Source organism: Prosthecobacter sp. (assembly GCF_046154365.1).
In the GTDB taxonomy this organism is placed as follows: domain Bacteria; phylum Verrucomicrobiota; class Verrucomicrobiia; order Verrucomicrobiales; family Verrucomicrobiaceae; genus Prosthecobacter.
In genome coordinates this window covers 1-13,020 of sequence record NZ_JBJXFV010000075.1, presented here as the reverse complement: position 1 = coordinate 13,020, position 13,020 = coordinate 1, and the positions used below count along the sequence as shown (strand labels likewise).

Below are 13,020 nucleotides of genomic sequence, written 5' to 3'. Positions count from 1 at the left end.
TGGACGCAGTGGATCTTCCTCAAGCTCTACAACGCCTATGTGAACGACGAGGGCAAAGCCCGCCCCATCGCCGAACTCGAAGCCCAGGGCCTGAGCCGCGAGGAGATCGATGCGAAACGTCTCGCCTACATCTCATCCGCACCCGTGAACTGGTGCCCGGAACTCGGCACCGTGCTGGCGAATGAAGAAGTCGTGGATGGCAAAAGCGAAGTCGGCGGGTTCCCCGTCGAGCGCCGCCCCATGCGCCAGTGGATGCTGCGCATCACCGCCTTCGCGCAGCGTTTGATCGACGAACTCAACGGCCTCGACTGGCCGGAAGGCATCCGCATGCTGCAACGCAACTGGATTGGCCGCAGTGAAGGTGCGGAAGTGAAGTTCAAAGTGCTCAGTGCTCAGTGCTCAGTCACTGAGAACTCGGCACTGCTGCGAAGCCGCGAAGCGAACACTGAGCACTTCATCACCGTCTTCACCACACGGCCCGACACGCTGTTTGGAGCCACTTACATGGTGCTCGCGCCGGAACATCGCCTCGTGGATGAAATCGTCACCGAGGAACAGCTCGCCGCCGTCGAGGAGTATCGCGAGAAGACCGCCCGCAAGAGCGATCTGGAGCGCACCGAACTCGCCAAGGAGAAATCCGGCGTATTCACCGGCGCTTACGCCATCAATCCGGTCAATGAGGAGAAGATCCCGATCTGGATCGCCGATTACGTGCTCCAAGGCTACGGCACCGGAGCCATCATGGCCGTGCCAGGGCATGATGAGCGTGACTTTGAGTTCGCAAAGAAGTTCAAACTGCCGATCAAGCAGGTCGTGCAGCCACCAGAGGGCAAAGATTGGCAAGGTTTCACCGACAATGGCATCGTGGTGAACTCTGGCTTCCTTGACGGACTGCCAACACCGGAAGCGAAGAAGAAGATCGCGTCCTGGCTCGAAGAAAAAGGCCTCGGCAAAGGCACGGTGAACTTCAAGCTGCGTGACTGGCTCTTCAGCCGTCAGCGCTACTGGGGTGAGCCGTTCCCGATTGTTTGGGAAGACGGCAAGCATCGCTGCATTCCTGAAAGCGAGCTGCCGCTGCTGCCGCCGACGCTGGAAGACTTCAAACCGACCGGCACGCCCGAGCCGCCGCTATCGAAGGCCACGGATTGGGTGCGCTACTCCGACACCGCGACGCGTGAACTCAACACGATGCCGCAGTGGGCCGGTTCGTGCTGGTATTACCTGCGTTACTGCGATGCGACGAACAGCGAGCGTTTTGTCGGTGAGGAAGCCGAGAGGTATTGGATGACGGGCAAGTGCTCATTGCTTAGTGCTCAGTGCTCAGACTCTGAGAAACTGAGCACTCCACCACTGAGCACTGAGCACTCTGCCCCGAAACCCGGTGGCGTGGACTTATACGTCGGCGGCACCGAGCACGCCGTGCTGCACCTGCTTTACGCACGCTTCTGGCACAAGGTGCTCTTCGACCTCGGCTACGTCAGCACGCCGGAGCCGTTCCAGCGTCTGGTGAATCAAGGCCTGATCATGGGCGAGGATGGCCAGAAGATGTCGAAGTCACGCGGCAACGTGGTGAATCCCGACGATGTCGTGGCCGAGTATGGCGCCGATGCGCTGCGCCTGTATGAGATGTTCATGGGGCCGCTGGAGCAGGTGAAGCCGTGGAGCATGAAGGGTGTCGAGGGCGTGTATCGCTTCCTCGCCCGCGTGTGGCGTCTGGTCATGGAAGTGGATGACGAAGGCGTGTGGAGCGTGTCATCGGCCCTGCAAGACGTGCCTGCGAATAAGCAGCTCACCAAAGCGCTGCATGAAACCATCAAGAAGGCCGGAGAAGACATCGAGAAGCTCAGCTTCAACACCGCGATCAGTCAGATGATGGTTTGCACGAATGCTTTCACCGGCGCGGAAGTGAAGCCCGCATCGGCCATCGTCACCTTCCTGAAAGTGCTCAGCCCCTTCGCGCCGCATGTGGCCGACGAACTCAACGCCCGCATCGCCAGCAAGTTCCCCAATCTTGCCGTGAACGGCCTGCTCAGTGACGCCACCTGGCCGACCTACGATCCTGCTGCGCTCATCGAAGACGAAGTCGAAGTCGTCTTCCAGGTCAACGGCAAGCTCCGCGACAAAGCCCGCGTGCCGATCCAGGCCACGAAGGAGGAGATCGAAAAAATCGCCCTCGCCAGCGCCCGCGTGCAGGAATTCATGGAGGGCAAGCCGCCGAAGAAAATCATCGTCGTGCCGGGAAAGCTGGTGAACATTGTGGTGTGAGACATTGCGATGGGCTTGGGCGGTTTGGGTGCTGGTGAACCGGTAGAACCGACCCGCCTGCATCGCTGCTGCGAAGCACTGCGGCAGGGGACGAGTTCGAGGACGAGGACGAGGAGATTTAGGCGATGATTTCCTTCACCACATGGCCGTGAACGTCGGTGAGACGGAAGTCGCGGCCGGCGTGGCGGAAGGTGAGTTTTTCGTGATCGAGGCCGAGTTGGTGCAGGATGGTGGCATGCAGGTCGTGCATGTGGACTTTGCCATCGACGGCCATGTGGCCGATGTCGTCGGTGACGCCGTGGGCGAAGCCGGATTTGAAGCCGCCACCGGCGACCCAGACGGTGAAGCCGAGCGGGTTGTGATCGCGACCGGTGCCGTTTTTCTCGGCGTAGGGCGTGCGACCAAATTCACCGCCCCACCAGACGATGGTGTCTTCGAGGAGGCCGCGTTGTTTGAGATCGGCTAGGAGTCCGGCGATGGGTTTATCGACGGCGGCGGCGTGGTCGCCGTGTTTCGGTAGATTGGAGTGCTGATCCCACGCGGGGTTGTTGGAGTTGTCGCCGTAATTGACCTGGATGTAGCGCACGTCCTGCTCGACGAGGCGGCGGGCCATGAGGCACTGGCGGCCGAAGTTGTCGGTGGGCTTTTCGTTGATGCCGTAGAGTTTGAGCGTGGCCTCGGACTCGCCGCTGATGTCCATGGCATCCGGGGCCTTGTTTTGCATGCGGGCGGCGAGTTCGTAGCTGCGGATGACGGCGTCGATCTCGGTGTCGCCGGGCATGGAGCGGGCGGCTTGCTCGGCGTTGAGGGAACTGAGCAGGCCGAACTGCTTGCGCTGCTGCTCGGGCGTCCAGATCGTGTTGGTGATGTTCTTGATCGTCGATTCCTTCGCGGGCATGCCGCTACGACCGACGGGCGTGCCTTGGAACACGGCGGGGAGGAAGGCGTTGCCGTAATTGCGCGGGCCACCGTTGCCGAGGCTGGGGCTGATGGTGACGAAGCCGGGGAGGTTTTCGTTTTCTGCGCCAAGGCCATACATGACCCAGGCCCCCATGCTCGGGCGAATGAAACTGGTGGTGCCGGTGTGTAGGAACAGCGTGGCGGGGCCGTGGGCGACGCCTTCGGTGTGCATGCCGTGCAGGAAGCACAGGTCATCGACATGCTGGTTGATGTGCGGGAAGAGATTCGAGGCCCAGCGGCCGGTTTCACCGTGCTGTTTGAAGTCCCAGAGCGGCTTCATCACGCGCTGAAGCGCACCTTTGCCGGTGCGAGCGACGGAGCGGGAATCGGCCACCTCGATGATCTTGCCGTCGTCTTTGAAGAGACGCGGCTTGTAGTCGTAGGAGTCCACATGGCTGACGCCGCCCTGCATGAAGAGGAAGATGACGCGTTTCGCCTTCGGGGCGTGGTGCGCTCGTTTGATGGCGAGTGGGTTTGCCAGCGCGGCCTGACTTTGCGCCATGGCCTGCCAGGCGAGGTAGCCGAAGCCACAGCCGGTGGTTTGCAGGAAATCGCGTCGGGTGGAAAGCATGAGGAGTGAACGCGGGAGGGTCGGTGGTTTTGCGGTGGGAGGCAAAAAAAGTCCCATGCGACCGGATGGGAGGCATGGGACGGAGGGGGGGATGAGCGTGGTGTTTACTTGAGCATGTCGGCCACAAAGGAACGCTCATCGGTGAGTTCCTTGTTGGTGGCGGCGATCTTCGATTTGGCGAAGTCGTCCATGGTGTAGTCGGTGATGACTTCGTAGCTGCCTGGGGTCGTGGTGCGCACGGGCATGCCGGCCCAGACTTCAGGATCGAAGCCGTAGAGGCCGTTGCTTTTCACGGCGACGGAATGAATCGCACCGGGAGTGACGAGGGAGCGGACGTGATCGACGAGGGCGTTCGCAGCCGAAGCGGCGGACGAAGCGCCACGGGCGGCGATGATGGCGGCGCCGCGTTTGCCGACGGTTTCGAGGAAGGGGCCTTCGAGCCAGGCTTGGTCGTTGATGACGGCTGTCGCAGCTTTGCCGCCGATGATGGCGTGCGCAAAGGCGGGGAACATCGTGGGGCTGTGATTGCCGTAGATGAAGATGTTTTCGACGGTGGTGAGGTCCACGCCGGCTTTTTGCGCGAGCTGGGATTGCGCGCGGTTTTGATCAAGGCGCACCATGGCGGTGAAGCGGTCCGGGGTGAGGCGCTTGGCCTGCGAGGCGGCGATCATGCAGTTCGTGTTGGCTGGATTGCCGACAACCGCCACGCGGCAATCGTCTGCGGCCACGGCGTCGATGATTTTGCCCTGCTCGATGAAAATTTTGCCGTTGTCCTTGAGCAGATCGGCACGCTCCATGCCGGGGCCACGCGGCTTGGCACCGACGAGGAGGCACCAGTTGGCGTCCTTAAAGCCGATGGCGGGATCGCTGGTCTGCACGATGCCCTTGAGCAGCGGGAAGGCGCAGTCGTCGAGTTCCATGGCGACGCCGGCGAGGGCGGCCAGCGGCTTTTCAAACGGCGCTTCGATGAGCTGGAGGATCACCGGCTGATCGGGACCAAACATGGCACCGGAGGCGATGCGGAACAGGAGGGCGTAACCGATTTGACCGGCGGCACCGGTGACTGCGACTTTGATGGGGGCTTTGGACATGAAGGGGAGGGGATGAGGCGGGCATCAGAGCAAGATGCGGCAGCGGGGCAACTGCCGGGCTGTGATTCGTGGCAGAAAATGCTTGGGCGCTGGGCTGAGTCCTGTTATAAACCTGATTTCCCAAAAATCCTTGATGCTCCCGCAGCTTTCCCAACAACGTCCCGAAGCCAAGTCCCTGCGCCGCCTGACCCACACCGGCGTGCTGGTGTGCCTGATGTACAGCCTTGGTGTCATGGCGGTTGCTTTGGCTCAGCCTGCATCCGTGGCATCGCTGGCCCAGGCCGAGGCGAATCGTCGTGCCGTGCAGGTCAACAAGGCGGGCGAGCAGATCGAACGTGGTTATCAGTTGATCGACGAACGGAAGGCTGAAGAGGCGCTGGCGGTGTTTGCCGCTGCCTACGAAGCGCTGCCGAACATTCCGTTGGCTCAAGAACACCGCTTTGCGGCTCGCAACGGCTATGTGGTGGCGGGTTGCCTGCACGCGCAGGAATTGGCGGCCAAGGGTGATATTGCTGAAGCTAACAAGCTGCTGGACAAACTGCTGTCACCGGAGGTCGCACCCAAAGATGCGCGAGTGCTGGCGCTGCAGAAGCGGTTGAGTGATCCAGATCGCTTTCCACCAGCACTGACGCCCCAGCATGTGGATAATGTGGGGGCGGTGAAGACTCTCTTGCTCAAAGCAAACTCGTTCATTGAAATTGGCGACCCAGACAAAGCCATCGCGACGTATCAGGACGTTTTACGCATTGATCCCAACAACAGTGCCGCGCGGCGGGGCATGGAGCGGGCGGAGCAGGAGAAGCAACGCTACTACAAGGCGGCCTACGATCACCAGCGCTCTAAAATGCTGAGTGCGGTGGACCAGACGTGGGAAGATCCGGTGCCGCTGCCGGAACAGGATGTCAGCGCCATGTTTGGGGCTGCACAGAAGCAAGGCTATGCGCAGAGCGGCCGGGAGACCATCACCCAGAGGCTGCGCACGCTGATCTTCCCGAAGGTGGAGTTTTCTGGAGCGACGCTGGATGAAGTGGCCGAGTTGTTGCGCGTTCGCAGCCGCGATCTTGATCCGCAGGGTAAGGGTGTGAGTTTTGTTCTCAGTGTGCCGCCCGAGGCGCGGAACAAGCCGGTCAGCCTCAATCTTTTCAATGTGCCCATGGAGGAGGTGCTGCGCTACGTGAGCGAAATGTGCGGGGTCACTTACCGGGTGGATGACCATGCCGTGATCTTTATTTCTCTCAGCGAGCGGGATGGCACCATCATCTCGCGCTCGTTCCGGGTGCCGCCTGATTTTATTCAGAACGCCCCGGCTGGTGACCCGGCGGCCGCCGCGCCTGCGGATCCCTTTGCCGCGCAGACTCCTGCAGGTGGAGGGCTGACCATCCGCCGCATGGGGGCCAAAGAGTTTCTCGAAGCCCGCGGCGTGACCTTCCCGGAAGGCACCAGTGCCAGCTTCAATTCAGCGACCAGCACACTCACGGTGCGTAACACGCTGGCCAACATGGAGATGATTGAGTTGTTCGTGGAACAGGCGACCAAGAATGCTCCCAAGATGGCGGTGATCACCGTGCGCATGCTGGAGGTGAATCAGACAAATCTGGAGGAGATTGGTTATGACTGGCTGCTCGGTGGAGTGGGAGCGAATGGCAATAATGTGTTTATGGGCGGTGGCACGCCAGGTAACGGGAATCCATTCTCAGCTAGCAACTATCCATTTGGTGGTACGGCGGTCATTCCAGCGGTGACCTTGGGTGCGGCGACGGTTTTCCCTGCGCAAACAGTTCAAAACGCCTTGGGTGGGCCGACTCCCCTGGGGGTGACGCCGGTGAATGGCGGCGGCGGGGGGGCGCTGACTTCAGGGCTTCGAACTGGCAGTTTAGCTATTGGTAATAACACTCTTGATGGCCTGCTGGCGACTGGTTCAGCCATGACATCTGCGAGTGCGGCACCAGGGGTGCTTTCCGTGGCCGGTGTTTTTACCGACCCGCAATTTCAAAGTGTCTTGCGCGGGCTGTCCCAAAAGAAGGGGGTCGATATCAATGCCTCCCCAAGCGTGACGACCAAGAACGGCTTGAAAGCCACCGTAGAGATCACTCAGGAGTTCATTTACCCGACCGAATTTGATCCGCCGCAGCTTCCAACCAATGGCAACATAACCACTATTCTCATCGGTTTTAACGCTCGGCCGGCGACACAGATCGCAACACCTACGACGCCAACGGCATTTGAAATGCGCAAAACCGGCGTGGAACTCGAAGTGGAGCCGATCATCTCCGAGGATGGGCGCTCGGTGGAGCTTACGATCACGCCCAGCTTGACTCAATTTGAAGGGTTTGTGAACTATGGTTCGCCCATTCTCAGTGCAGCCAGCACGAGTTTCCAACCTATTCAGGGGTCTGTCCCCAATCCTGTCCCGCCTTTTAATCCACCCACCTTAGTATTTAATACCGGATATGTCCCCTTTAGTCAGCCGGAGCAGCTTATCACCCCCAACATGATCCTCCAGCCCATCTTCAAATCTCAAAAAGTCGCCACGGCGGTCAAGATCTGGGATGGTGCCACCATTGTGCTGGGCGGGGCTAAGGTGCAGAAGCGTACCATGGTGAATGACAAGCTGCCGATTTTGGGTGATTTGCCCTTCGTGGGACGCTTTTTCAAGAGTGACGTCACGAAGACGGAGACGAAGAATATTATTATTTTCGTGACCGTGGATGTGGTTGATCCGTCCGGCCAGAAGGTTAACCGCCAGACGGCGGCGGTGGCGCAGTGATCGTGGGTGACTGCGACAGCTCAATTTTTCCGGCCAGCGTAAAGTCCAGCGCGGTCAGTCCGCCTGCGCTGTGCGTCGTCAGCCGCACGCTGACTTTACGCCATCGCACCAACAGATCGGGGTGATGATTCATCGCTTCTGCAAGGCGGGCGACTTGTTGTACAAACTCAATGCCGGCCAGGTAGCTGCCAAACCGGAACTCTTTCACGAGTTCACGGCCTTCCACCTGCCAGCCGGGCAATTGGGCGAGTTCCGCATGGATGGTGACATCGTTTAACAGTTCCGGCTTCATGTGCGGCAGCATCTGGCATGAAGAAGCCACCTTCAAGCATCGGAATTGCATTTCCCCTGCCGCTGCACTAGATACGCCGCCCCCCTGCCAAGCCACCCGAATGTCCATCGCCAACACCCGCAACTTCTCCATCATTGCCCACATCGACCATGGGAAAACCACACTCTCGGACAGGCTGCTGGAGACGACACAGACCATCACGGTTAGACAGCAGCAGGACCAACTGCTGGATTCGATGGATCTGGAGCGTGAACGTGGCATTACCATCAAGGCGCACCCGGTGTGTATGAACTACAAGGCCAAAAACGGCCAGATGTACAAGCTCAACCTGCTAGACACCCCCGGACACGTCGATTTTAGCTACGAAGTGAGCCGCTCACTTGCAGCTTGTGAGGGGGCACTGCTGCTGGTGGATGCCTCGCAAGGCGTCGAGGCTCAAACGGTCGCTAATCTCAATCTGGCGCTCGCGCAGAAGCTGCACGTCGTCCCGATCATCAACAAGATCGACCTTCCGAGCGCCGACATCGAAAAGGTCAAGCGACAGCTTGAGGACATTCTGCAGCTTTCGGCCGATGAGGCGGTGCCTGCCAGTGCCAAAATGGGCATCGGCATCGTGGACATTCTGGAAGCCATCGTGGCATTCATTCCGCCGCCGACAGATCCCGGCGATGGGTATCTGCGCGCTTCGGTGTTCGATTCGATCTTCGATCCGTATCGTGGTGTCGTCAGTTATGTGCGAGTCATGTCTGGCACCATCATGCGTGGCCAAAAGGTGCGTCTCATGGCATCGGGCAACGATTCCGAAATCAAGGATCTCGGCACCTTCCGCCCCAAGATGGTTCCCTGCGAAAAACTGGAGGCGGGTGACGTCGGTTATATCATCGCCAACGTCAAGACCACCGCTGACGTGAAAATCGGTGACACGCTCACCGAGTCACGCAAACCTGCGCCTGAGCCGCTGCCCGGCTTCAAAGAAATCCATCCGCTCGTCTTCAGTGGCATCTACCCGGTCAGCACGGATGACTTTGAGGCCCTGAAGCTCGCCGTCGGCAAGCTGCAGATCAATGACGCTGCCTTCACGTTCATGGCGGAAAGCTCTGCCGCTCTGGGTTTCGGCTTCCGTTGTGGCTTCCTGGGGCTGCTTCACATGGAAATCGTTCAGGAACGTCTGCGCCGTGAGTTCAACATGGATGTCATTTCGACTTATCCGTCCGTCATTTACGATGTGCGGAGGACCGATGGCACCGAACTCCAAGTGGACAATCCCACCTTCCTGCCGGCGGCGAACGAGATCGACGAGATCCGCGAGCCCATCGTGAAGGTGAACGTCATGATCCCCAACGAGTACATTGGCGACATCATGCAGCTCGTCATGGACAAGCGCGGCGTGGTGAACAACACCGAGACCCTGGATGACCGCCGCGTGTTGCTGCACACTGTCATGCCGCTGAACGAAATTCTCGTGGACTTCAACGACAAGCTCAAATCCATCACACGGGGTTACGGCAGCATGGATTATGAGCACGCTGGCACTCAGGCATCTGAGTTGGTCAAGATGGACATTCTGATCGCCAGCGAGCCGGTGGATGCCTTCTCCTGCATCGTCCATCGCAGCAAAGCCGAGAGCCGTGGCCGCCAGCTATGTGCGAAGCTGAAGGAAGTCATTCCCCAACAGCTCTTCGTCGTCGCCATCCAGGCCGCCATCGGTGGCAAGATCATTGCCCGCGAATCCATCAGCGCCCTGCGCAAGGACGTGACCGCCAAGTGCTATGGCGGTGACATCTCGCGCAAACGCAAACTGCTCGATAAGCAGAAAGAGGGCAAGAAGCGCATGAAATCCATCGGCCGCGTGAACATCCCGCAAGAGGCGTTCATTGAAGTCTTGAAGAACAACTGATCCGCTCCCGTAGATTCGATTGGCAATCGAATGGTTTGGAGGAAAGCTTCGATTGCCAATCGCAGCTACCATGCCCTCCCACCTCAACCCCGCAGACCAGCAACGGCTTGACGACCTGCATGAGCGGCTGTGTGCCCAGAGCCTGCGCAATGTCGGCTATCCATGTAATCAGGCGTTTGATTACAGCGAGCTGTTTCGCTTCCTCCAGTTCAGCATCAACAACGTCGGCGATCCGTTTGGCGGCACGAACTACCGTCTGAATACGATGGAGTTCGAGCGCGAGGTGCTGGCGGACTTCGCCCGCTTCACCCGTGCGCCTGCGGACGAATGGTGGGGCTACGTCACCAGCGGTGGCACGGAGGGGAACATGTATGGCCTCTACGTGGCGCGGGAGCTGTTCCCTGAGGGCATCTGCTACTTCAGTGAGGACACGCATTACAGTGTGGCCAAGGTGCTGCGCCTCCAGCACACGCGGAACATCATGATCAAAAGTCAGCCGGACGGCCAGATGGACTACGACGACCTGCGCGAGACGCTGCGCATCCATCGTGACGTGCCGCCGATCATCTTTGCCAACATCGGCAGCACGATGAAGGGCGCGGTGGATGATCTGGCGCAGATTCGGGCCATTCTGGACGATCTCGCCATCGCCAATGCCTACATCCATGCGGATGCGGCGCTCAGTGGCATGATCCTGCCGTTTGTGGATGCGCCGCAGGCCTGGAATTTCGCCGATGGGGCCGACAGCGTCTCCATCAGCGGCCACAAGATGCTCGGGGCGCCCGTGCCTTGCGGTGTGGTGCTCGCCCGCAAGGCGCATGTGGACCGCATCGCCCGTTCCATCGAGTACATCGGCGCGCTGGACACCACCATCGCCGGATCGCGCAGCGCTTTTGCTCCGCTCATGCTCTGGCACCGGCTGCGCACGCTCGGTGATGCTGGATTGCGCGGTATGGTGCAGGAATGCCTGGAGCGCGCCGACTACGCCGTGCAGCAGCTCCGCGCGCAGGGCATCGACGCGTGGCGGCACCCGAACTCCGTCACCGTGGTGTTCCCCAAGCCCCCGCAGTCGATGATGGAGAAATGGATCATCGCGCCGCGCAAAAAAATCGGGCACTTGATTGTGATGCCCCATGTGACCACGGCAATCATCGACGAATTCGTCACCGACTTCGCCGCCGCATTGAACTGTGAACCGCGAACTGCGAACCGATAACGAACCTCATGAAACAGCTCACCGTCCTCGTGCCGAACGAGCTTGGCATCGCCGCCAGGCTCACCGCCTGCCTTGCCGAACGCGGCATCAACATTGACGAGATCGACATCGAAGGCGTGGAGGATCACGGCATCGTCGTGCTCAGTGTGGATCGTTATGACGAGGCGCTGCGGGTGCTCAGTGAGCAGGGCTTCCGTGTCATTACCCAGGACACCCTGCTGGTGCGGTTGGAGGACAGGCCAGGGGCGCTTGCCGCCGTTGCCATGCGCTTGAAGGATGCGGGGATCGACCTGCGCTCGATGCACATCCTGCGCCGTGATGCGGCCTGCACCACCGCTAGCCTCGTCTGTTCCGACAATGCGCGTGCTGCCGAGGTTCTGCGGGATGTACTCGTGGTCGAGCCGCCGGGCTGAACCTGAAGAGGTGCGGTTGATGGTTGAGAGTGGATGGTTGATAGCCAGAGTCTGAGGGGCTTTGCGAACGGTGGGTTCTCAGGGCATCAACGATCCACCACCCACGATCAACTCGCGTTTGCAAATGACGGGGCTTGAGCATTGTTCATCACGCCCTAGTATCGGCTTCCTCCCATGTTTTTCCTCACTCCACGCTATCTCAAGCACGCGAAGCTCCTGCACAAGGGCGTGACACGCTTCATTGATTACAAGCGCGACATCCTGCCACGGGCGAAGCTGGACGAGATCACCACGTTGCGCACCAGTCTTGAGGATGCGATGCGTGCGAAAGACAAGGCGCGCATTGCCACGCTGAATGATGAGATCAACAAGGCCTGCGAAAAAGCGCTGCCGCATGCGGAGCACTCAGACCTTGCCGACAACGTGGAGGTGTTCTTCGTTGCCATCGTCATCGCACTCGGCATTCGCAGCTACATCGCACAGCCATTCAAGATTCCCACTGGCTCCATGCAACCGACGCTGTACGGCATTGTGGCAAATCATACGGAGAAGGACGTCTCACCCGGATTCTTCCAGCAGTGCAAGGATTTCGTGACCGGACGCAGCTACATCAACGTGGTGGCGAATCATTCCGGCTATCTGAAGCAGGGCACCGATATGGTGACGGAGCATGGCTTCATGGGCTTCTTCACGCACTGCCGCCTGCACTTTGCCGATGGACACACGATTTGGATCTGGTCGCCGCTGCGGCAGGTGACGGATCTCGGTCTAAACCACTATTTGAATGTGCCCATAACGGAGGACGGCAGCAGCATCACGCCGGATGCGCAGCCGGAGCGCCGTATCGTGGGTTCTGGCAACACCTATGTGACCACGGGGCAGGTGTTGGCCCGTGGCACGCTCGACACGGGCGATCATGTGCTGGTGAACAAATTTTCCTACCACTTCCGGCATCCGGTGCGCGGCGAGGTGTTTGTTTTCACCACGCAGAATATCCGCAGCCGCTATATGAACGTGCCTGTGGAGCAAGGCTCGCAGCACTACATCAAGCGTCTGGTGGGAGTGCCAGGTGATGAGCTGGAGGTGAAATCCCCGGTGCTATGGGTCAATGGGAAGCCTGCTGAGGAATTTGGCATGAAGCGTGTGGGGGCGATGGAGGGGCCGTATAAGGGTTACGGGAACATCGAACTGTTAGATCCCGAACGCAGGATTATTCTAAACAAGGACTCACGGCGTGAATACTGGGCCATGGGCGACAACAGCTACAACAGCTCCGACAGCCGCTACTGGGGCACGGTGCCGGAGCGCAATCTCGTCGGCCCGGCGTTGTGGTGCTATTTCCCGTTGGGACGTAATTGGGGCGCGATCCGGTAGGGGGCGGCTAAATTTTTCGCAGCCCAACGACTCAGTGCTCAGTGCTCAGTCAATGTCGTTAAGTTAAGGCAGAGGCAAGACAAAGGGATTGAAAAGCCGGGATGATGGGCCAGATAGAGAAGCGCTGGAAGCCTTGATTTCAGGGGATTCGAGCGACTATAACCACCATGGACC

Annotated in this window: 9 protein-coding genes; 6 read left to right on the top strand and 3 right to left on the bottom strand. The window is 59.6% G+C overall.

Annotation, left to right across the window (positions count from 1 at the left end; all coding sequences use genetic code 11):
* A partial coding sequence (locus ACKVY0_RS10300; protein WP_409214732.1) for a leucine--tRNA ligase occupies nucleotides 1–2,265 on the top strand: 2,265 nt, incomplete at its 5' end.
* A gap of 118 nt (nucleotides 2,266–2,383) precedes the next feature.
* Here the strand turns inward: ACKVY0_RS10300 and ACKVY0_RS10295 are convergent.
* Both ACKVY0_RS10295 and ACKVY0_RS10290 read right to left on the bottom strand, forming a co-directional pair.
* Nucleotides 2,384–3,796, bottom strand: coding sequence for a DUF1501 domain-containing protein (locus ACKVY0_RS10295; RefSeq protein WP_409214731.1), 1,413 nt, complete (start codon nucleotides 3,794–3,796; stop codon nucleotides 2,384–2,386).
* Between the two features lie 104 nt (nucleotides 3,797–3,900).
* Entirely contained in the window at nucleotides 3,901–4,887 is a 987-nt protein-coding gene (locus ACKVY0_RS10290) for a malate dehydrogenase (protein WP_409214730.1), read from the bottom strand.
* 133 nt (nucleotides 4,888–5,020) lie between these two features.
* On the opposite strand from ACKVY0_RS10290, the gene ACKVY0_RS10285 reads away from it, so the two are divergent.
* The gene (locus ACKVY0_RS10285; protein WP_409214729.1) at nucleotides 5,021–7,654 is read left to right on the top strand and encodes an Amuc_1098 family type IV pilus outer membrane protein; all 2,634 of its coding nucleotides are present in this window, start codon (nucleotides 5,021–5,023) and stop codon (nucleotides 7,652–7,654) included.
* Here the strand turns inward: ACKVY0_RS10285 and ACKVY0_RS10280 are convergent.
* Entirely contained in the window at nucleotides 7,623–7,946 is a 324-nt protein-coding gene (locus ACKVY0_RS10280) for a 4a-hydroxytetrahydrobiopterin dehydratase (RefSeq protein ID WP_409214728.1), read from the bottom strand. The two genes, ACKVY0_RS10285 and ACKVY0_RS10280, sit on opposite strands and share 32 nt — an antisense overlap.
* Nucleotides 7,947–8,046: 100 nt before the next feature.
* On the opposite strand from ACKVY0_RS10280, the gene lepA reads away from it, so the two are divergent.
* From lepA to lepB, 4 genes are all read left to right on the top strand, one after another.
* Entirely contained in the window at nucleotides 8,047–9,843 is a 1,797-nt protein-coding gene (gene lepA / locus ACKVY0_RS10275) for a translation elongation factor 4 (RefSeq protein ID WP_409214727.1), read from the top strand.
* A 70-nt stretch (nucleotides 9,844–9,913) separates the two neighbouring features.
* Complete coding sequence (locus tag ACKVY0_RS10270) at nucleotides 9,914–11,059, top strand: histidine decarboxylase (RefSeq protein WP_409214726.1); 1,146 nt, start codon at nucleotides 9,914–9,916, stop codon at nucleotides 11,057–11,059.
* Between the two features lie 8 nt (nucleotides 11,060–11,067).
* Nucleotides 11,068–11,472 carry an ACT domain-containing protein gene (locus tag ACKVY0_RS10265; RefSeq protein WP_409214725.1) on the top strand — a complete coding sequence of 135 codons (405 nt, stop codon included), beginning with the start codon at nucleotides 11,068–11,070 and terminating at the stop codon, nucleotides 11,470–11,472.
* A 174-nt stretch (nucleotides 11,473–11,646) separates the two neighbouring features.
* On the top strand, nucleotides 11,647–12,846 hold the full coding sequence (gene lepB, locus ACKVY0_RS10260; protein WP_409214724.1) for a signal peptidase I: 1,200 nt from the start codon (nucleotides 11,647–11,649) through the stop codon (nucleotides 12,844–12,846).
* Nucleotides 12,847–13,020: the final 174 nt, after the last annotated feature.